Origin of the sequence: Olivibacter sp. 47, from assembly GCF_030372825.1 — a bacterium.
Lineage (GTDB): Bacteria > Bacteroidota > Bacteroidia > Sphingobacteriales > Sphingobacteriaceae > Olivibacter > Olivibacter oleidegradans.
This window is the reverse complement of record NZ_JAUCNR010000001.1, coordinates 2,172,459-2,193,147: the sequence shown is the minus strand read 5'-3', so window position 1 is coordinate 2,193,147 and position 20,689 is coordinate 2,172,459. Positions and strand designations below refer to the sequence as shown.

At 40.4% G+C, this 20,689-nt stretch carries 18 protein-coding genes; 1 reads left to right on the top strand and 17 read right to left on the bottom strand.

Annotation, left to right across the window (positions count from 1 at the left end; genetic code table 11):
* Positions 1–181 precede the first annotated feature (181 nt).
* Both QT327_RS09410 and QT327_RS09405 read right to left on the bottom strand, forming a co-directional pair.
* Positions 182–1,372, bottom strand: a complete 1,191-nt coding sequence (locus QT327_RS09410) for a FecR family protein (RefSeq protein WP_013666046.1) — start codon at positions 1,370–1,372, stop codon at positions 182–184.
* A gap of 127 nt (positions 1,373–1,499) precedes the next feature.
* Entirely contained in the window at positions 1,500–2,105 is a 606-nt protein-coding gene (locus tag QT327_RS09405; RefSeq protein WP_013666045.1) for an RNA polymerase sigma factor, read from the bottom strand.
* A gap of 212 nt (positions 2,106–2,317) precedes the next feature.
* Here QT327_RS09405 and QT327_RS09400 point away from each other — a divergent pair, with 212 nt between their 5' ends.
* Positions 2,318–3,322 (top strand): aldo/keto reductase, encoded by a 1,005-nt coding sequence (locus QT327_RS09400; RefSeq protein WP_289552685.1) that lies wholly within the window; start codon positions 2,318–2,320, stop codon positions 3,320–3,322.
* Positions 3,323–3,369: 47 nt separating this feature from the next.
* On the opposite strand, the gene QT327_RS09395 is transcribed toward QT327_RS09400, so the two are convergent.
* The 15 genes from QT327_RS09395 to QT327_RS09325 form a co-directional block, all read right to left on the bottom strand.
* A complete protein-coding gene (locus tag QT327_RS09395) occupies positions 3,370–3,777 on the bottom strand; it encodes a hypothetical protein (protein WP_289552684.1) in 408 nt (135 codons plus the stop codon).
* A gap of 119 nt (positions 3,778–3,896) precedes the next feature.
* Positions 3,897–4,085, bottom strand: a complete 189-nt coding sequence (locus tag QT327_RS09390) for a hypothetical protein (protein ID WP_289552683.1) — start codon at positions 4,083–4,085, stop codon at positions 3,897–3,899.
* A gap of 147 nt (positions 4,086–4,232) precedes the next feature.
* Positions 4,233–4,712: a thioredoxin family protein gene (locus QT327_RS09385; RefSeq protein ID WP_130857641.1), complete on the bottom strand. Its 480-nt coding sequence runs from the start codon at positions 4,710–4,712 to the stop codon at positions 4,233–4,235.
* Positions 4,713–4,835: 123 nt separating this feature from the next.
* Positions 4,836–6,701 (bottom strand): TonB-dependent receptor plug domain-containing protein, encoded by a 1,866-nt coding sequence (locus QT327_RS09380; protein WP_354004762.1) that lies wholly within the window; start codon positions 6,699–6,701, stop codon positions 4,836–4,838.
* Between the two features lie 120 nt (positions 6,702–6,821).
* The gene (locus QT327_RS09375) at positions 6,822–7,178 is read right to left on the bottom strand and encodes a carboxypeptidase-like regulatory domain-containing protein (RefSeq protein WP_289552681.1); all 357 of its coding nucleotides are present in this window, start codon (positions 7,176–7,178) and stop codon (positions 6,822–6,824) included.
* Between the two features lie 314 nt (positions 7,179–7,492).
* Entirely contained in the window at positions 7,493–8,587 is a 1,095-nt protein-coding gene (locus QT327_RS09370) for an MFS transporter (protein WP_289552680.1), read from the bottom strand.
* Positions 8,588–8,663: 76 nt separating this feature from the next.
* Complete coding sequence (locus QT327_RS09365; protein ID WP_130857644.1) at positions 8,664–9,092, bottom strand: nuclear transport factor 2 family protein; 429 nt, start codon at positions 9,090–9,092, stop codon at positions 8,664–8,666.
* A 29-nt stretch (positions 9,093–9,121) separates the two neighbouring features.
* On the bottom strand, positions 9,122–9,880 hold the full coding sequence (locus tag QT327_RS09360) for an RraA family protein (RefSeq protein WP_289552679.1): 759 nt from the start codon (positions 9,878–9,880) through the stop codon (positions 9,122–9,124).
* A complete protein-coding gene (locus QT327_RS09355; RefSeq protein WP_289552678.1) occupies positions 9,856–10,062 on the bottom strand; it encodes a hypothetical protein in 207 nt (68 codons plus the stop codon). The genes QT327_RS09360 and QT327_RS09355 overlap by 25 nt, the downstream gene beginning before the upstream one ends.
* 246 nt (positions 10,063–10,308) lie before the next feature.
* On the bottom strand, positions 10,309–11,382 hold the full coding sequence (locus QT327_RS09350; protein WP_130857646.1) for a FecR family protein: 1,074 nt from the start codon (positions 11,380–11,382) through the stop codon (positions 10,309–10,311).
* A gap of 182 nt (positions 11,383–11,564) precedes the next feature.
* Positions 11,565–13,061: a mandelate racemase/muconate lactonizing enzyme family protein gene (locus tag QT327_RS09345; protein WP_130857647.1), complete on the bottom strand. Its 1,497-nt coding sequence runs from the start codon at positions 13,059–13,061 to the stop codon at positions 11,565–11,567.
* Between the two features lie 39 nt (positions 13,062–13,100).
* On the bottom strand, positions 13,101–13,829 hold the full coding sequence (locus QT327_RS09340) for a SusD/RagB family nutrient-binding outer membrane lipoprotein (RefSeq protein WP_289552676.1): 729 nt from the start codon (positions 13,827–13,829) through the stop codon (positions 13,101–13,103).
* Complete coding sequence (locus QT327_RS09335) at positions 13,816–14,652, bottom strand: SusD/RagB family nutrient-binding outer membrane lipoprotein (RefSeq protein WP_289552674.1); 837 nt, start codon at positions 14,650–14,652, stop codon at positions 13,816–13,818. The genes QT327_RS09340 and QT327_RS09335 overlap by 14 nt, the downstream gene beginning before the upstream one ends.
* Before the next feature lie 13 nt (positions 14,653–14,665).
* Complete coding sequence (locus QT327_RS09330) at positions 14,666–17,869, bottom strand: SusC/RagA family TonB-linked outer membrane protein (RefSeq protein WP_289552673.1); 3,204 nt, start codon at positions 17,867–17,869, stop codon at positions 14,666–14,668.
* A gap of 615 nt (positions 17,870–18,484) precedes the next feature.
* Positions 18,485–20,686, bottom strand: coding sequence for an outer membrane protein assembly factor BamB family protein (locus tag QT327_RS09325; RefSeq protein ID WP_130857650.1), 2,202 nt, complete (start codon positions 20,684–20,686; stop codon positions 18,485–18,487).
* Between the last annotated feature and the right edge of the window lie 3 nt (positions 20,687–20,689).

The following is a 20,689-nucleotide window of genomic DNA, read 5'->3' as shown; positions in this document are numbered from 1 at the left end:
CAATATAGGTTTAAATTTGGCATAGGTCTGTCCTTTATGCCATATTACAGCATTTATTTTATACATTTGATTAGGTTAAAGAATTGGTAATTTGATTCTATCTTTAATCTGGCATTATGCCTGTACTATCAAAGGCGTTGCACCGCCTTTGATAGCTTCTTTTTCCTTTTTATACTTTTGGCTACTTCATTACAATAACTTTCCTCCCTTCTGTTTTAAAATGAACACCTCCGGTTAGCTCGATCGTTTGTAATAATTTTTCTATTCGATCGAATTTGGATACAGTACCAATAAATGTCTCACCTGTCAGGTCACCCTGGTATGTGACATCAACATCATACCATCTGGCAATTGTTTTCATCACTTGTTGGATATCATCACCGTGAAAGACAAAATAACCGTTCTTCCAGGCTAAAGCATCTTCTAGGTTGACATTTTTTAGTGAAATTGCCTTGGTCTGTTTATTTATACGCGCCTGCTGACCAGGGTTGAGAATTTTAGCGGTGGGGGTCCGAGACGAATTATCTTTTGCCGACACCCGTACTTTTCCTTCAACAAGTGTAGTGGTTATTTCTTCCATATCTTCATAAGCACTGATCAGAAAGTTCGTTCCCATCACATGAATAGTAGCATCTACTGTCTGTACTTCGAATGGCATTTCCTTATTTTTAGCAATTTCTAAATAGGCCTCTCCTTCGAGGCGAACTTCCCTTTTTGCACCCTCAAACCGGGTTGGGTAGCTTAAAGAAGAGCTTGGACCTAACCAAACATGTGTACCATCGGGCAACTGAACTTGGAACTGTCCGCCCCGTGGCGTACTAAGTATGTTTTGTTTAATCTCCCCTGTGGCATTCGCTTTTGCCGCATGATAAACTAATTGTCCATCCTTCGTCTTACTAATGGTAATATCCCCCTCTTTAACCGTTTTATTGTCAATGGCCTCCAGATCAACTAGACTACCATCACCCAAAAGCAAAGTCGCTCGGTTGCGTACGGACTTGATTGCATCTTTTTCTGCATAAGTCACAGGTTGTATATGACTCGGTTTTCGGTCATAATAAAAAAGAGCTCCGACACTAAATGTGATTAGAACAATGGCGGCAACTAACCACTTTAATACATCAACCCTCCTCGTGTTATTTGTTGGTTGTTCTTTACCTCCAAGCACTTTATGAATCATTTGGGATGATTCTTCTTCATTAAAGAAAGTTTTTCCATGCTCGAAGCTTAGGCGTGCCTGTAAAAAGAGGTCTTCAACTACCTTTTTAGATGAGTTGTCACTTAGCAACTCATATAATTCCAAGCGTTCTTCTTGCGTAATTTCTTTACGCATCGCCTTATCAAATAAAAAGGTAATTCGTGCTCGACTCATATAGGCGTCTTAAAACGGATATCCGTTTTATTAGTTAGTTTTCTTATAAAGACACCGGCAACATCCATTTATGGATGTCTTATTTAAAAAAAATTAAAAAATAATACAGAACAGTAAATGAAGGTCTTTATAGACTATGAAACCCCAAATCTATGATGTTAAAAAGCATGTATAATAAAGGCAAAATAAAGTGATGTACCTTCACCAACTCGCTGAGCGACTGCATAGCCAATTGCTGATACTTAGCAACTGATGCTGTAGAAATATTGAGAACACTTGCAATTTCAGGATTTTTTAGTCCTTGCTGTCTTAAGGCAAAAACACGCTGTTGCTGAGGTGGCAATTTACTCAACGCTTTATCGAGCGCTTCGTATGGGTCGTTCGGGCTCTCAGATTCAGATAAAATCTCGCTTTCCAACGCGTTTAAGTATTGTTTGTGTTTCTCTTGTGTCTGCGTAAGTTGTCTTATTTTGTTAAGGGTATGATTTCTGGCAATAATAAATAAATAAGATGTAAAGTTGGTTATCTCTGGAAGTTTAGCTCTGTGAAGCCATATTTTCAAAAAAACATCCTGGACGACTTCTAAGGTGCTTTCTCGATCATTTAATAGGGAGTGTACAAAGGCACCCAGTTCATGATGATACACGGAGAACAGATACTTAAAAGCTTGTTCATCACTTTTTGCAATCCTTTGCAATAAAACACGCTCATTCTGCAGTTTTGGTAACAACATGAATTAGGTTTATCGTTAGCTTAATCTATAGAGCTAAATTATGGCTTTTTCAATCAAAATCTAAATATTAGACAATAAAAAATTACAAAAGCAAAAAGCTTTGCGTCTAAAATTTGCTAAAATCCTGAATTTAAATGTTAAGAACCTTTAATAAAATACGATTAAAATGCAGCTAATTTGTAAACGTATACATTACATTTATTTTTTTAGTTATGATAAAATTGCCACGTCTTATTTACGGTACAAGCAGTTTAGGCAACCTATATGAAGCATTAGATATTGAAACTAAGCATGAAATTGTCAAGGCATGTGTGCAAAACGCTAAAGAAATCCCCGTATTTGACTGTGCGGGAAAGTATGGAGCCGGCTTAGCTTTGGAAACACTTGGAACGAGTTTAAAAAAGCTTGGCTTAACGAATGAAAAAGTACTGATTAGCAATAAACTTGGATGGTATCGTATTCCTTTAGCTAAAGGTGAGCAACCAAGTTTTGAGAAAGACGTGTGGAAAGATATTCGGCACGATGCCGTACAAAGGATAAGCTACCAGGGTATATTGGAGTGCTTTTATCAGGGTAACGAGCTGCTTAACGGTTTTATACCTCAGATGGTTTCTGTGCATGATCCTGACGAATATTTGGCAGCAGCGGACGGTATCAAAGAAGAAGAGCAGCGTTTTAAGAAAATATTACAAGCATACGAGGCACTTAATGAGTTGAAAGCAAAAGGCGAAGTTCATTCGGTAGGCATTGGTGCAAAAAACTGGAGGATTATCCAACGAATCAGTCCTTTAATCAAACTGGACTGGGTGATGATTGCAAATAGCTTAACCGTGCATCATCATCCGAAAGAGTTAGTGGATTTTATTATTGAGTTATCAAACAAAGGAGTTACCGTTATTAACTCGGCTGTATTCAACGGCGGCTTTTTAGTGGGAAGTAATTATTATAATTACTGTTACGTGAACAGGGAGTCAGAAGGAGGACAGAAACTGCATCAATGGCGTACGTTTTTTTTCGAAATCTGTAAAAGACACCAACTTCAACCTGCCGTTGTTTGTGTTCAGTTTGGCCTGCAGCTACCTGGCATTAACAGCATTGCGCTAAACACTTCCAAACCACACCATGTTGAACGAAATAGAGCAATGATTGATCAACGCGTAGATATGTGTGTTTGGAACGAATTAAAGGATGCGGGCCTGATTGCCTATTCAATTTAATATAGAGGTGTCTTCTATCTTGAAAGCAATAGAAGACACCTGCTGACTTATTTTACTTCGAAGGAAAAAGTTGATCCAACCCAAGCTGCATCAAAATCTTTACCGTTGTGATTTCCGGTTACTTTTTCAAAATTCTGCGCTTCAGCCACGTAGCGACCTGGCCACAAAGGGAGAAAACTTAAGATACCATTTTCGTCTGTCATCACTTCCTTCGACCATCCTTCAGGAGAGGCCACGTTTACAGGCTTGTTAGCAAGGGGTTTCCCATTCAAGTAAGCAAATAATTTAACCGGTTTGTTTTTGGCAAAAATTTCATGATTATCAGCATATAGCTTTAATCCATTTTCATTTAAACCAGCGTCTACTTTACTGGATTTGCCAATACTTACATAGGCAGAAGAAACGAAGTGATATTTGGTTGTACCCCCCAGTTCTGCCGCCTCGTGACTTACCATTAACGTATATACGCCCTCGTTTTCAGGGGTAAAGCTGCTACTGTAATACGCTTGCCCCGGAATCGTTTTTAACTGGCTCTTTTTTCCATCAGGAGCGACAAGCCAAAGCGTAAAATCCTTTACATCCGAGTACCATTTTCGGGAGCATCCCGTTCATTGAGGGCAAATTCCCCGTAAAAAACCTTCACGTCATGGGCCGTTCCCAATTTGCCATAGGTCGCAGTTTCAATCCATAAAGCATGCGCTTGCACTTGTATATAAGTGAAGAAGCATAAACATACTAATAAGGTAGCTTTTAAAATTCTCATGAATCTAATTCGTTTAATGTAGTGAACATAGCCTTGCTTAAGTGAGGCTAAGGTTTCAACAAATATACATCTATTTAGATTTAGTACAAATAAAAGACATAAAAACATTTTTTAGAAAACCGTATGAACCGGAATCCAAAGGCAGCTTTACTTCGGTAGAATCTCTATCATAATACGTTGGAGGTCTTTTTTTCGAAGAAAACCATTATATCGGAACAGTAATTCATTTTTTTCATTCAGTATGCAAATGGTTGGAAAGGAAATCTTTCCTGCTTCATCAGCACCGAGATAACTCGCCAGCGAATGTAAGCCTGTCGAGGCTCCATTTGGATTATAGTGAAAGGTCTTCTTATTGAATTTTATAGGCTCTTTCTGTTCCGCATTCAATTGAAGGAAATAATACCCTTGTTTAATACCGATTGGCCAATCATCCCCGAGATAGTGCTCCATCGCTCTGCAGTACCTACACCAATCCGTACCAATTAATATAAGGACCAATCTTTTTTGCTTTTGTTGTAGATAGGGCAATCGATCAAAAGACACCGTATCTAAGGGTACTGCAAATAATGCGGTTACCCTTAGCACGATGGTACAAACCAGCAAACATAAAACTGTTCCTTTTTTCATTCTTTAGCTATCAGAGATCAACCGTCGCCCTTCAGTTGCACTGAACCTTCTTCTCTGCTAACGTGAGTTGGGCGACTCATTCACGATTTCCATACTCAACCATTTAACTATTCAACGACTTCGTTAAATACGGATTCTGACACCAAGAAATCCTCTAATCCCTTGGTTTGGTCCATACGCGTAACCATCAGGATCAAACTGTAAACCATATGGATTATCTGAAGTTGGCACAATCCGGCCATCACTGCCGTAAACCACCCCTCTATTAAATGGATCAAAAGATCGCGCAATCGGTGATTTTATACCTGCCCCCTCCCCTTCGGCTATGGCAGGCACACTTTTCGAAATCGTCCAATCTAATAAATTTTTAATTCCTCCGTATATTTCCCATTTGTCGCCTCCATGCCAAGTAAACTGAATATTCTGAATGCTCCATACTGGAGAATACTCCGGTCTAGGATCTAATTCACTCAGCAAAGCTAGGCGCATCGGGCCGTATATATTTCCTGTATAGTCTATTCCCAGATTCAGCGTCTTAATATGGTAAGACAAAGCCCAGGTAGCCGTCCAATTTTCGGTCAAGATGGGACGGAATTTCTCCATTGCCCCAGCCTCATTTCTTTCTTTATTGAAAACATTCATCCAAGTACCACCGGCGGTTAATTTCAGACCATTATACATCGCTAAATCTGCATTTAGACTAATACCTCGTGTAACACCATGGCCATCCAGGTTTCTGTAGATGATCTTTCTCGGATCCAAGTCATAATTCGGTAAGATCCGATTGTTGAAGTAGGTATACCATGCGGATGATTCAAAACTCAATAGATTTCCATCCCCAAGTTGTAATTTCTTAATATAATTCAAATTCACATTAACACTCCGCTCGGGCTTTAAATCCCCTTCAATTTCTACATCGCGAGCGCCCGTTAAGGCGGCATGATCTTCTGTAAAGAGATTAACAACCCGGAAGCCTGTTCCGGCATTTAATCGAAGGATATCATTGTCCGTTATACTCCACTTATAAGCCATTCGCGGCGTAAAAATATCCCCATGATCCGAGTTATAATCATAGCGCATGCCGAGTAATAAACTGTGTTTATCGGCCAATTTTATTTCGTCCTGCAGAAAAACACCTGGCATAGTCATTTTACTGGCGTCATTAATGATTTCGCCGTCGTCTCCAACTAGTTCAGTCGCCGCAGTATTGTCATTGTAGTAGGTATATCGCAAGGCGGCACCTATTAATAAATCATGTTTACCCAGTCGCTTATCCCAAGTCAGTTGTCCAAAAGCAATGCGCTGTTTAGCCAAATACCATTCATCACCGTAAACTGAGTTCTGATCATGGTTATTATAAGAAAACATAAAAAACATTTTTTCCTTTACGGGTAATTGATAGTTCCCCAAAACTTCCCATCTTTTAGTATAGATACTCTCGCCATACACTTTGTCACTTCCTCTAAACGATTTATTCCAAGTTGTTTGCCCTCCCCAACGATCTTCATATAAATATCTTCCTGCCAGCGAGAGCAAGCGATTCTCCTTTCGGTTAAAATTCCATTTCTGAAAAACGGATATTCGATTCTGCAGCGTCATATCCGTGAAACCATCGTGGTTATGGTCTACTTTATCGGTAAAGTTAAAATAGTTTACTCCGGTCAATACATTCGCCTTCTTACCTATAGATTGGTTAAGACCAAGATCTGCATTGTATTCCCGCCAGCTTGTTCCGAAGATATCCGCAGATAATCTTGAAGCCTGTTGAGGCTTTTTGGTAATGATATTAATCAGCCCTCCAACCGCCTCCGAACCGTACAAGGAAGAAGCCGGACCCTTTACTACTTCCACCCGCTCTATAAGAGAGGAAGGTATCCCCGACAAACCATAAACGGTTGATAAACCACTTACAATAGGCATACCATCGATCAGAACCATAGTATAAGGACCTTCTAATCCGTTAATATGAATATCACCTGTATTGCACACATTGCAATTTATTTGTGGACGGACACCTTTACCATTTGCAACGCATCGAATACCGTTGCCGTTGGATTTTTTTTAAAAAAGTTATGATTATATACTTCTACAGGAACGGGAGTTTCCAATCTATTCACTTCTTTCATCGTACCGGTAATCACCACTTCTTCCCAATCCACCTTCTTCTTCCTCCATATTGAAATCCAACCTAATATCCTGTTGACCCGCAACCTGAACAACTTTCAACTGGCTCACAAAGCCTAAACGGCTAACCAAAAGCCGATATGTTCCATCAGGTAACCCCTCAAAAATATATTGGCCGGTACTGTCACTTACAGTCCCCCTTTTTGTATTCTCTATTTTAATTGTAGCACCCTCTAATGGTGCGCCAAGATGGAAAATACGACCTTCTATTGCAGTATCCGTTTGCGCTATAATAACTGTTCTCGTCAAGAGAAGAAAGAGAAAAAGGGTTATGTGCTTCATATATACCTATTGTTTGTAATTTGAATCACAAAACTATAAAAGTTAGATTAATCTAACAAATAAAATAAAAATATTTACAATAGAAGTAAGGCCTGCCTTTATTTACAGGTCACCTCAATTTAACTTGCCTTTTTTCTAATTCTTACTATTGTGCCTTTTAGATACTTTTGACGGGTTTTATGACTATTAGTGTCAAGATAGAAGATAACAACAATGTACCTGCCATCAGAATATAAGAAGCCCCAAAACCATGTGTAACTCCATTTAGATATCCAACAATGTAAGCGCCAACAAAAGAACCTAAGGCTCCCATGCTATTGATCAGACCAAGCGCCCCCCCCTGATACATTTCTGGGTAAAATTTCGGTGATTACCGCAAAAAAAGGTCCGTAAGGAGCATACATAGATCCACCCGCAATTACCAGCAAAGAAAACGAAAGCCAAAAGTTAGTGGTGCCTATAAGGAAAGAACCATAAAAAGCTAAAGCGCTGATTAATAGAAAAGGCCAAACGTAGAGTCTTCGATTCATGCTTTTATCAGAAGCATAGGAGGCTGCAAGCATGGCCACAATCGCTAACAGATATGGCACCGACGATAACCATCCCGTTGTCACAATATCCATGTCCGGAGCTGCTTTAATAATAGAAGGCAACCACATGACAAAGCCATATAAGCCCATACTCCAAAGGAAATATTGAAGGCATAATAAGATAACGGTCTTTGATCTAAATGCTTCTAAATAGTTTTTTACCGGCTTTATAGCTCGCTGTTCCTCCTGCAAACGACTCTCAATACTCTTTTTCTCTTCAGTATTTAGCCAGTTTGCCTCGTTTGGCTTTTCGTCAATCATTTTCCACCAAACAAAAGCCCAAACTATGGCGGGTGCGCCTTGTAGAATAAACATCCACCGCCAACCCAAGGCATGGATAAGGTAACCTGAAAGTACCGACATCCAAAGAACTGTTGCCGGATTTCCGAGTATCAAGAAGGTATTTGCCCTTGAACGTTCTTCTTTTGTAAACCATTGGCTTAGTAAAATAAGCATAGCGGGCATTACCGCACTTTCTACCACACCTAACATAAATCTTATAACAATGAGTAAGTTTACATTGTTAACCATGCCTGTGGCTGTTGCCAGAATACCCCATAGGATAAGCGACCAAAAAATTAATTTCTTTGCACTTTTATGTGCTGCATAATGTGCTCCCGGTATCTGAAAGAAAAAATAACCGAGAAAGAAAAGCGACCCTAACAAGGATGATATACTAGGTGTAATTTTCAGATCCTCTGCCATACCACCGGCGGCGGCAAAGCCAAAGTTAGCACGGTCGAGATAAGCTAAACTGTAGGTGATAAAGACAATCGGAATAATTCGATACCAGCGGGAGGGAGCTAATGTGTTAATCATTAGAGTAGAATTTATAATTGAATACTATAGAAACGGGAATTCGCCCGATTGTGTATATACGTTCTGACAGAGGCCATTATATTCGCACAGCCTGTCTGGCCAGTAAACGCCAGTGCCCCTCATGCAAATGCCAGACCTGGAGTACTTTCAGATTAACTGTTCCGGGCGACTTACCCGCGTCATGCGTACGGGCAAAGAAATGGTGCCTTACAATCGCTGTTTTATCTTCTATGTCAATTTTTTCCTCCGTTAAATCAATCTGCAAGAATTTGAATTTTCCATTCACCATAGAAGCGATACAAGTTTCTCTGTCCTCAATTAAACCACTCGAATGTCCATAAGTTAGCAGTGGCGATGTTAATGCCTCAAACTTCGATTGATCGGGATGAAGCATGGTTTGACGAAAATCCTCTACAGCTTCCTTAACGGCTAACTGATTAGATTGCCTAGCCTTATTTGAACAACTCATCAAAACCATAGCCGATATTATCAGATATTTATACATTTTTTTCCTTTAACTTGTCCGAAAGCAGTTTAGTAAAAATCCCGATTTTTTAAATAGGCATCCAATTCTTCTCTAGACATTGGCAGTTCGTCACCTGATAAGTTTTTCAACCAATTGATAAAGTCGTTTTTAATATCGTCTGTCCACTTACTATCGATCTGTCCGGAGAGGTATTTTTTCTCTCTTAATCGTTGGGCTCCGAAAGCGTCTCTTAGCATGGTAAATTCAGAACTGATTACTAAATCCTCTACAAGATGCGAAGGAATAAATATAGTTCCATATTTATTCGCCAAAACGGCATCTCCCGGAAGTACCGTTGCTCTGCCAATCCGAATGGGTGCGTTAATAGTTGTTAAGGTCATTTCCATGATATACGAGGGATCTTGTCCTTTTGCCCATACGTTGAAACCTTTTATTTGACTTAACCCGTCCATATCTCGTACGGCACCCCAGAATATAACACCATTTTTTGAATTGGTATAAATGGTATTTCCAAGCATATCCCCAATCAATGTTCCATCGATAATTTTACCATAACTATCGGCAACGTACACATCACCCGGTACGAGTACATCAATGGGCCAAGTATTTGTACCTCCTTGAGTAGATCGTTTTTCTTTCAATCCCTGCTGCTTAATCTGTTCGACAAGGTCGGGTCTGGCAGGCATATATTGCGCCGTAACAGCCCTTCCGACCATTACCTGATCAGGGTACATAATCAGCTCCCAATTGGCTTCAAACTGGTTATTATATTTCTGGCTTCTTAAATATCCCCAAGCTTGCTCCATGGATATTTTTTTAATCTTTCTAAAAGATTATCAGGAATCTTTGGACGTCCATCGGGATACCGCTCGCCCTTCCACTGTGAAGTTAATGCGGTGATATATTCAGGAGACGATCCAACTTGTTGAGCGAATACCGTTGAAACAAAAAAAACAAATGCTAAATAGCTTAAGATAATTTTTTTCATAAAAAGGATTTGTTTGTTTAAATTATTGTATTTAATAGTAAAACGATGTGAGCCTTTTTGCGAGTAGCTGTTAAAGAATTATAAACCTGGCACTAAAGCATCTATAGAAAACTATTTTCATAGCGCCTTTTATTTTTTATAACATAGGACATTGTGGTTAAAAATCCCAGTGTATCGGCTAACGAAGGCCTAGACATACATGGAGGAATAAGTTAGAAGTGTGTACACTTCCCGTCATCCCATATATTAATAGATTATTATTTCATCATCTTCTATTTTATATTGAAATGGTTTAATCAACTGCATTGCATTTAACAACTGGGTAATATTTTCTCCGGCAATGTTCGCTGTATAACGATAACTCTTTACTTTTTGAGCACTGACCTGGATATTCACATTATACCATCTTTCCAATTTTGGAATTAACTCCTCCATCGTTTCATTTTTAAAGATCAGCTTGTTATCAATCCAAGAAGTTTCCTGAATATACTCCTTATCCTCCACGTGTACTTTTGATAAATTTCCTATTGTCACAATTACGGAATTCGGTTGCTTATCCATTGCCTGCTTAGAATTTATTACAGCTATTTTCTCTGACGGTTTTAACACTATTCGTTCTTTCGGCCTCTTATTGACAGATAACTCTATCGCACCTTTAATCAATGTAGCTTCCGTTTTCTGTTCCTTTGGATAAGCCTTTACGTTAAACGCCGTGCCTAATACCCGGATAGATATTTCTTCGGTTCTGATTATAAACGGTTTATTTCTATCTTTAGCCACATCGAAGTACGCTTCTCCTTCCAAACTTACCAAACGACGCCTCGCATCCTTAAAATCATTATAAGATAAACGACTATCTGCATTTAACCATACTTTAGTACCATCAGGCAAAATCCACTGCTTACGTATGCCCTTTTCCGCCACAATTTCGATTCGATTACCCAAGGCATCTTGGTCAGAATATCGACGCCAAAAAAAACCAATCAGCAAGACACTTATTACAGAAGCTGCAGCACTATAAAAAAACCATTTTCTCCTAAGTGACCATCGTTTTTCCAGCTTGGTATTAAATGAATTTTCATCATCTTTTTCCGCAACAAAATCGAATTTGTGCTGGTGCTTTGCCTTATGCCTTTGATAAAATGCTTGCGGATCGCTATTTTGAACGGTATCTTGCGACCATAACTCTTTTACAAATTCGTCATAGTATATTGCTTCAGGACTCTCACTTAACAACTTCGTTAGCTCTTCCTGCTCTAATTCGTTAATCTCGCCCGCCATCTTACGGGTCAATAGCACAATGATTCTATTGTCATTCATAAAATTCGGGAGTATCTTTACGCATACCAATTGACGCTCTCAATTATAAAGACAATGGTTTCGTTAAAACTCCCTAAGGCGTATTTATTTTTTTCTTAATGTAAAGACATTGTATAGTATAGTTGTTGAGTGGTATTGTATAACCACCCAACGATTTTACTATTCAACAACAAACAAATTAACTAACTCCAAGTGCGGTCATGGGACCTTCGGTCATCCCATTGTGGCGTTGGTTCAAAATAAGATTTATCCTTTTCGATTAAATGCTCTTTTACTACCTCGTCGTTTAACTCAATCCCGAGTCCAGGTGCATTTAAAGGCACATTAGCGTAACCTTTTTCAATTAATTTTCTTCCATCCGTTGTCTTTACCAAATCTTCCCACCAAGGCACATCGACCGAGTGATGCTCGAGCGACAAAAAGTTTTCTGTAGCGGCGGCACAATGTACGTTAGCCATGAAAGAAATAGGCGTACCCGCCTGGTGCATGGCCATACCTATTCCGAATTCCTGCGCGTAATCACCTATCCTTTTTGTCTCTAAAAGACCTCCCGAAGAGGCTAAATCCGGGTGTATTAAGTCTACGGCTCGATTGTGGATTAGGTTTTTAAAATTACTTAGCAAATAGATATCCTCCCCCGTTATGGTCGGGGTCTCTATTGCCTCCGTGATTGACTTCCATTGTTCAGTATATTGCCACGGCACCACGTCTTCCAACCAAGCCAATCGGTATTTCTCCAATGCCCTGCCTAAACGAATACCATTATTTAAATCAAAATGGCCGTAATGGTCCGTCGATATGGGAACATCATAACCAACCATACCGCGCACGTTTTCTACAATCCTTGCAAGTTCTTCCAGGCCTTTATCTGTTATCTGAATCTGAGTAAAGGGATGCATGCGATTAGCATACGCCATGTAATTATTATCTCCCCATTGCGCTAATCGTCCTTGGTTATTTTCCCAGAATTTACTGTTTACTACGGTGCCGGGTTTGCCCCTAAGTTCTCCTATGGATACATCCATCTTTAGCCAGGTATAACCCTGTTCCTCAATCCTATACTGGATGAGTTTCTTCTGTTCTTCCACTGAGCTGGCTTCCGGTGTATCAGCATACAACCGCACTTTATCTCGGTATAAACCACCCAACAACTGCCAGGCTGGAACATTATAGGCCTTCCCACAAATATCCCATAGGGCCATTTCTACGGCACAAACGCCTCCTGCTTGTCGTGAATCTCCTCCAAACTGCTTAATCATTCTGAATATCTTTTCTACATTGCATGGGTTTTCGCCTATTATCCTGCTTTTTAAAAATAAAGCATAGCGCTCATCTGCACCGTCACGCACTTCGCCCAAACCATAGATGCCTTGGTTGGTATCAATACGAATGATGGCTGTACGTCCCATTACACGGGTTACGCAGTAACGCATGTCAGTTATCTTTAAATCTGAAGGTGCCGAATTTCTATTTACCCGTGAGGTTGTATGCGCCAAGGTTTCTTCTATTGGCAAACTCACTAAACCACCTAGAGTTAGGCCACCCAATGCCATTTTTTTTAAAAAATCCCGTCTAGGTTCTTCCTTTGGGAGTGATTTACTTTCTACCAATGCTTTTTGTCGTTGTGTGCATTCAGCAATACGTGTTTGTTCTTTGATTTCTTGAATGATATTTTTCATAATTCCGGTTATTACTTTATCCTAGATTTTGTGATTTCTTTAATTACCTTGATCCCAAAAAATGTGTGTTCCCAAACTATTACCCCCCATTCTGTTAATTGCTTCCTGTATATTCACTGCATTGACAGAAATTTCCCGCAGTGGATATACAAGCCTCCTAATAAATCCTCCGGCACCTGGGATCGATGGGTCTTGGGAAGGAAAGTTTACAGGGTTAAGCCGAGGATAGCCACTTCGTCTAAAATTCGCCCAGGCTTCTGACCAATTTCGGAAGGAACTGACCCAATATTGTTCATTAATCTGTTCAAGCGCTCTTTCTGATGTAAAAGCGATATTCGGACTATGAAGATAAACTTCCTTTTCTTCTGCGGTAATACTAGGCATATTCCCAAATAAAGGCGCCTGCTCCATGTGCGCACTAATACCGGTTTCGTAATATTGTTGCGCATTACCGGAAGGAAGGTATCCCCTAGTAGCCGCCTCCGCTAATAACAACTGTGTTTGTGAAAAAGAGATCAAGAATTCAGGTGCGTCTATACGCATTACCGTGGAACGGTTAAACTGAGAATACTCCCATGCTGATCCTATTTTGCCTGGATAATCCGGTGCCGTTTCAATGGAACTTTCGTCATAACCATAAGGCATGCCCTGTTGATCTGCCGGATTTGTATTAGCAGCACCGGCAGTTGCCAGCGGATTCGCAGGTAATTCATATTTCACCGCTATATACCGAAGTCGCGGGTCGTTATTATTTTTAAAAATCCACAAACGGCTTGCCGATGTAATAATTGGCACGCTCTCCTCCTAATAAAGCGTTTGATGTACCATTTGTATACATGGCATTAAATTGAATAAGCGCATTGTCCTCATTCGACTGCATAACACCTCCCCTCACAGGATCAGTTGCTGTAGCAACGATCGATCTCGCTTTTTCTTCGTCTATTTTTGTATAACGCATTCCTAGGCGAAGCAAAAGAGAATTTCCCAATCGCTTCCAACGATCTATTGTACCTCCGTAAAACAAATCAGCAGAACCAATACTCGATCTGGTCGGATCCAAGGCATCTGTTGCCTCGATATATTCTTTCATAATCGCATCATATATCGCTTCCGCCGGATCATATCTAGGCAAATAATCGGCTTGTGTATACCCCAGCCCGGCTTCCGTGTAAGGCACATCGCCATAAGTATCCACAAGTAGCTGAAAACAATACGCTTTCCAAATACGTGCCATGTGATACAAGTTGTGTTGCTCTTCTTTTCCTTCTGTTTTATTGGTCACCTCAATTAAGTATCTAATTGGCCCTGTGTAAATGGCATTAAAGGCTTCACTAGCGTGTTGATCATTTATAATATTCCGATTCCCTGCTGCTAAAAGTCCCCCGTAAGGTGTATTAATTTGTTGCACGATTTCGCCCTGGTAGTGATAAGATGCAATAGCCGATAAACGTTGTGCATTTGAGAAAAGATAAGCTGGCTCTAAATCACTCGCCAGCGAAGGATTTGTATTGATCTCTTCAAAATTCTTATCACATCCGCTACTGGCATACAAAACGGCCGTCATTAGAAGATGTACTAAAATCTTTTTCATAAAATGAATTCATTTAAAAATTAACATTGAGATTCAGTCCATAAGTACGCGTGGTTGGCAAGGCATGTGTTTCTAATCCGGAATTCAGATCTGATGCCGAATACTGTGTTTCCGGATCCAAATTATCCACTGCCTTGTGGATAATAAAAGGATTGTTGATAAATACGTTGGCATTAATCGACTTAATAAAGGTATGTTTCAAAAACTTACTAAAATCGTATCCAACGGAAAGTGTGCGCGCACGTATAAAACCTGCGTCATAAACAAAGGGGGTTGCTATGTTTCCGGAGCGATATTGGCTATAGAACAATTCCGCTTCCACAGCAGTAGTATTAGGTGAACCATCGTTATTTACACCGTCAAAAACAACACCTCCTTCACGGCCGACTAAACTATTTTTGTGCAGGCCATGGCGCGTCCAGTTGAAGTTTGAATTCGAGATCATTTTATGGCCCGCCTTGAAATCGATTTGCATAAAAAAGCGGATACCCTTATAGGTTACTGTATTTAGCCATCCGCCGGTATGAGGTGGTATAGCGCTTCCATAAGTTACAATGCTTCCGGGTAAAAAGAGACCGTTCGATGTGATAATTTCTCCCTGGGCATTCCGCAAATAGTCTACCCCGCGTAAAGAGGCCATTGGCATGCCAACCTCATGGGAAACGATACCAATATACTCACCGGTACCTACGTCAAAACGAGTTTGGTTATCCGCTAATTGCAATACTTTACTCTTATTGTACGCATAATTTACGATGGATTCCCACTTAATATGCTCCTTTCGAACCGGAGTTACAGTAATAGACGCTTCAAGTCCCCGATTTCGTAGTTTACCAACATTGACAAGTGTCTGCCCATATCCCGATGCGTTGGAGATATCGACATTTAAGATTTCATCCTCGGTTAACTTGTTGTAAGCGGCGATGTCTACCGCCAAACGATTGTCAAAAAGCTTAAAATCAATACCAAATTCTGTCTCCTTGACGGTAAGAGGACGTAGATTGGCATTGGGACTTATGGCTGATGTGATAATACCTAAAGGAACGCCATTAAAGAGATTATTCTCAATATTGTAGTAAAGACTATTGGTGTATGGATTGGTATCGCCGCCTACTTCAGCATATGACGCTCTAAACTTTCCAAAATCCAGCCAAGTAGGTTTAGATGACCAAATTTGACTAAAAACAAAACTAGTACTGGCAGAAGGATAAAATGCGCTATTGGAGGCCGGATTTAACGTAGAAAACCAGTCGTTTCTACCGGTCAGGTTTAAAAACAAAAACTCATCAAAAGAAAAGTCTATCGTACCGAAAACGGAGTTGACTCTTTTGTGTGACAGTGAGTAAACCGGATTCTTTATTTGCCCATTATCGATTGTGTAAAGATCGCGAATAAAGAAATTGGTGACAGATGTTCCCATTCCCTCCGATTTCTGATCCATTGAATTCATACCAAAAGTAGCATCGACTCCCCAGTGACCTATCTGGTGGTTCAAGCCAACCAAAAAGTCGATATTCCGTTCGCGAAAGGTACTGGTGTTTTGAAAATAATTGCCGTTAAACCCGGTGGGTGCTACCGGAAGCATGGCCGTTCCCGTTGGCCGATTAGCATGCCGCACATTGGTAAAATAGTCTTGTCCCACCCGTCCCTGAGCCCACAACCAAGGCCTAAACTGGTAACGCAAAGAAATATTACCGAATAAACGATCGCGCTTTTGTGTCTCAAAGCGCTCATTAATAGACCAATAAGGATTGGTTCTATCCGTAAATCGCGCGGGATTGATTTCATTCCCGGTGACAGGGTCTTTATAAGCATTTTCCAACCATTTCATATCAATGCTGTTTGCAAGCGTATAAACGGTTTGGTTAACATTAAAAGCTTGTTGATTAACAACAGGCGGATTGTTGTTAAATTCATTGGAGTAGTTGGCATTTACCTGAACAGAAAGCTCTTTATTAAGGTTATAGTTAAGGCCAATATTAAATATTTTTTTATTATAATCAGAATTAGGAACAATGCTATTCGCTTTGGTATTAGCAAAAGAAACTCGAAAATTACCTTTCTCATTAGCTCCCGAAACGGCTAACGAATTGGTGAAAGTCCTACCCATATCGTAAAAATCTTTAATCCTGTTTTTGTAAGGAAGGTAAGGGCGTTCGATCCCGTCATGTTGCATCATAGGGAGGCCATCAAATCGAGGACCGAAGCTCCAGACACCGGTTCGTCTAGCGTCCGCTAAGGTTACGTTGCGAATACCATACTCACCTTGACCATATTCATATTGAAAATCCGTATAATCTAATGGTTGGTCTGCCTGAAAGCTTGAGGTGTAACTGATCCCGATTCCGGCTTGTTGATCGCTCCCGGATTTTGTTGTAATAATTATCGCTCCATCTTTAGCCCTGAACCCATATAACGCGGCCGCAGCCGCTCCTTTCAATACCGTAAGCGAGGCAATATCATCCGGATTAATACTCTGTAGACCGTCTCCTAAATCGGTATTCATTTCACCGGTATTACCGCCACTTGCTCCATTTGCTCCGCCTTGCGGTGCGTTATTAATCGGTACTCCATTTACAACGATCAAAGGCGAGTTATTGCCTCCAAATGAGGATTGTCCTCTTAAACGAATTTTGGAAGAGCCTCCAGGTCCAGTTGGAGAAGGAGAGACATTTAATCCCGCCACTTTTCCCGACAAGCTGTTCCCAAAATTAGTTGTCCGATTTTCAGTTAACTGTTCAGGATCAACAGCAGAAGCCGAGTAGCCCAATTTTTTGTTTTCGCGCTTAATTCCCAAGGCGGTTACAATAACTTCACCCAGTTGTTGCGCATCTTCCTGCAATATAACGTCCAATCTATTTTTCGCGGTCGTACTGATTTCCTGTGAGACATAACCCAGATAGGTAAATACAAGGACGGCATTAGCTGAGACGACAAGTGTGTAAGAACCATCAGCAGCAGTCCGTGTCCCTTTCCCTTGCGCCCCTTTTACTAACACACTTACACCTGCAAGCGGTTGGCCGGAAGCACTTTTGACCAACCCACTGATTGTTTTTTGCTGATGCAACTTATTCCTCACCACGACAAGGTTGTCTTTCAACTCCATATATTCTAAATCAGTATTAAGCAGCAGACGAGCCAGCACCTCCATAACAGGCATATCTTTTGCACTGATAGAAACCGGCTTTTCGAAAACGCCGTTCTCTTCGCTGTACATAAGCCGTATTTTACCCTTTTTTTCAAGTAATGGAAACACATTTTTGAGCTTTACATTTTGCACCACCAGATCAATTTTTTCGCCTTGATGATCAGTGTTGGCTATACTGTTTAGAGAAAAAAGCAAGAGAAGAAAAAAACAGTAAAAACGTAATAAACATTTGGTTTTTGTAAAAAAGTAAACAAAAAGTCTTCCAGGAAGAACTCTTTCGTTTAGTTCTTTTTTTTTCATAGCTTTGGTCATAATTGTTAAAAAATCTGAAGAATAGTGTTAAGCTAGTTCTAGGAGTCAAATGAGAGGTGTTGGCGCACTTCTCATTTTTTTTATCATTCCGATCTTGTCATAGTTATTAATTTATAATAGTTAACAATACATTTATTCACCCTGTTGCATGCCATTTTTTAAAGCTTGCGGTTTATGATTAGTCTTTCGTTCTGTTTATTGGTTCTTACTATTAAAGACAATAAATTTTTAAAAATTCCCTAATAACTTTTGATATTAAAAAGCAGTGGCTATCAATTTCTATAACTACCTAACTATTTGTCAACTTAACAGCTAACGTTTGCATCGCTACTACAACAATGGCGACTACGTATATACCTAACAGCAAAGAAGTTAATCGGGAAGTGCAAATGCCATATATGAGCCACCTGGTTTTTTTCCATATTTTGTACCGCCTGCAGCAATTACAACATACTGCTTTCCGTTAACTTCATAGGTAGCCGGAGTAGCAAAACCACCGGCGGGCAATTTAAACTCCCAAAGAATCTTTCCGGACTTTTTGTCAAAGGCGCGAAAGAGCTCGTCTTGCGCTGCTCCAATAAAAAGCAAGCCCCCCGCTGTGACAATGGGGCCTCCATGATTCTCTGTGCCGGTTGGAGCCACTCCTTTTCTCTTTAATTCAGGGTATTCACCCAGTGGAACCTGCCATAAAAATTCTCCTGAATTGAGATCAATTGCACTTAAAGTTCCCCAAGGGGGTTTTACAGCTGGATACCCGTCAGGTGTACGAAACTGGACCTGTCCGTTATTAACGTAAGGGGCGACATACGGAAATACGCTTTTTTCGTCAGCTTGCTTATTTGTTAAATTTGACTGTTGATGTAAGTCTTCTGATTGGGCGGCTATATTGTCTTTCAGTAAAAAGCTGACGATGGCCGCTTGTTTCGACACATTGATATGTCGAAACGAAGGCATCATTCCTTTACCGGTATTCATAATATCAAATATGTCTTTTTTATTAGCACGTTCGCTTATATTTAATAAGCTTGGGTAGCTTTTATTCCCGCTGCCTTTCAGGTCAACACCATGGCATACGGCGCAATTGGCCAGATACAACGCTTTGCCTCTGCTTACTTTCTCTTCTTTTTGTTGCGCCATACCGGTTGCCAGGTCCATCATTTTTAAGTCCCACGGCATATCGTTTGCGTTAACATACAATATGCCTTCGGTATCGGCAGCTGTTCCACCCCATTCCGCACCTCCTCCTATATGAAAAATTATTGAACCTGCACTGTTTGGTGGTATAAATTTATTTCCTGATCGCGTTTCTTCAAATCTCTTTTTAACAAATTGGTAGCCTTCCATTGTCATATCATTGAAATCTTCTTTTGTAAAAAATTGCCTGGAAAAGGGCTTAGGCTTTACAGGATATGGTTGTGTAGGCCAAGGCTGCTCACCTGGCATGGCCCCATTGGTAGGTACAGGCCTTTCTTCTACCGGAAAAAGTGGTTTCCCACTATCACGATCTAACACATAAATCACTCCGTCTTTTGTTGCTTGTGCAACAGCGTCTATTAATTTACCTTGATGTTTAACCCTTACCAAATTAGGAGGGTTCGATAAGTCACGATCCCAAAGGTCATGATGGATTGTTTGAAAATGCCAAATACGACGCCCGGTTTCCGCGTCCAAAGCCAAAATACAATTAGCAAAGAGGTTGGCGCCATGTCTATCTCCTCCATAAAAATCAACGGACGGAGATCCCGTTCCCAAATACACAACCCCTCTTTTGCTATCCAACACCATGCCCGACCAGCAGTTTGCCCCACCTATTTTTTTATAGGCATCTTTCGGCCAGGTATCATAACCGAACTCTCCCGGTTGGGGTATTGTATGGAAAATCCATTTAATTTTTCCCGATAATACATCATACGCACGTATATGTCCAGGAGCGGCATCGCCAAATTCTGAAACGCGCGATCCCATAACAATGGTATTTTTGTAGATAATACCAGGTGATGTGGCAATTACAAATAGGTTACTTATATCATGTGATAAATTTTCTTCTAGGCCTTTATGTAGATCTACCTTCCCGGCCTCGCCGAATTCAGTAACAGGTAGACCTGTATAGGCATCTATCGCATAAAGAAAGGAGCCGGCAGTAAAAAGAATGCGCTTCGCTCCCTTTCCTTCCCAAAAACTCAAACCTCGATTGGCATGATATTGCGGTTCGCTTGTTTTAAAGGGGTCAAAAACCCATATTTCTTTTCCTGTTGCAGCATTTAGTGCAAAAACCTTCAATTGAGGCGTGGTTCCGTATAAAACGCCATCTACTATGATAGGTTGGCATTGGATTTCGAATGGTCGTTCACCTGATTTGTTTTCTCCCGTTTGATACTCCCACGCTACATTGAGGTATTGCACGTTTTCTGTATTGATTTGATTAAGTGGCGAATACCGATTCCCAAAATTGTTCCCCCCATATACCGGCCAGTCAACGCCGGTTTGGTCGTTTCTGTCTTCGTTGTTACAACCGAATGCTAGTACAGTTATAGTCATCCATAATAGTTGGATACAAGGTTTCAAAATTGACATGAA

What these genes read in the sequence shown, in the direction of transcription:
- QT327_RS09410 (WP_013666046.1), bottom strand. Translation starts at nt 1,372, where the DNA reads ATGAGTCGAGCACGAATTACCTTTTTATTTGATAAGGCGATGCGTAAA.
- QT327_RS09405 (WP_013666045.1), bottom strand. Translation starts at nt 2,105, where the DNA reads ATGTTGTTACCAAAACTGCAGAATGAGCGTGTTTTATTGCAAAGGATT.
- QT327_RS09400 (WP_289552685.1), top strand. Translation starts at nt 2,318, where the DNA reads ATGATAAAATTGCCACGTCTTATTTACGGTACAAGCAGTTTAGGCAAC.
- QT327_RS09395 (WP_289552684.1), bottom strand. Translation starts at nt 3,777, where the DNA reads ATGGTAAGTCACGAGGCGGCAGAACTGGGGGGTACAACCAAATATCAC.
- QT327_RS09390 (WP_289552683.1), bottom strand. Translation starts at nt 4,085, where the DNA reads ATGAGAATTTTAAAAGCTACCTTATTAGTATGTTTATGCTTCTTCACT.
- QT327_RS09385 (WP_130857641.1), bottom strand. Translation starts at nt 4,712, where the DNA reads ATGAAAAAAGGAACAGTTTTATGTTTGCTGGTTTGTACCATCGTGCTA.
- QT327_RS09375 (WP_289552681.1), bottom strand. Translation starts at nt 7,178, where the DNA reads ATGAAGCACATAACCCTTTTTCTCTTTCTTCTCTTGACGAGAACAGTT.
- QT327_RS09370 (WP_289552680.1), bottom strand. Translation starts at nt 8,587, where the DNA reads ATGATTAACACATTAGCTCCCTCCCGCTGGTATCGAATTATTCCGATT.
- QT327_RS09365 (WP_130857644.1), bottom strand. Translation starts at nt 9,092, where the DNA reads ATGTATAAATATCTGATAATATCGGCTATGGTTTTGATGAGTTGTTCA.
- QT327_RS09360 (WP_289552679.1), bottom strand. Translation starts at nt 9,880, where the DNA reads ATGGAGCAAGCTTGGGGATATTTAAGAAGCCAGAAATATAATAACCAG.
- QT327_RS09355 (WP_289552678.1), bottom strand. Translation starts at nt 10,062, where the DNA reads ATGAAAAAAATTATCTTAAGCTATTTAGCATTTGTTTTTTTTGTTTCA.
- QT327_RS09350 (WP_130857646.1), bottom strand. Translation starts at nt 11,382, where the DNA reads ATGAATGACAATAGAATCATTGTGCTATTGACCCGTAAGATGGCGGGC.
- QT327_RS09345 (WP_130857647.1), bottom strand. Translation starts at nt 13,061, where the DNA reads ATGAAAAATATCATTCAAGAAATCAAAGAACAAACACGTATTGCTGAA.
- QT327_RS09335 (WP_289552674.1), bottom strand. Translation starts at nt 14,652, where the DNA reads ATGAAAAAGATTTTAGTACATCTTCTAATGACGGCCGTTTTGTATGCC.
- QT327_RS09330 (WP_289552673.1), bottom strand. Translation starts at nt 17,869, where the DNA reads ATGTACAGCGAAGAGAACGGCGTTTTCGAAAAGCCGGTTTCTATCAGT.
- QT327_RS09325 (WP_130857650.1), bottom strand. Translation starts at nt 20,686, where the DNA reads ATGTCAATTTTGAAACCTTGTATCCAACTATTATGGATGACTATAACT.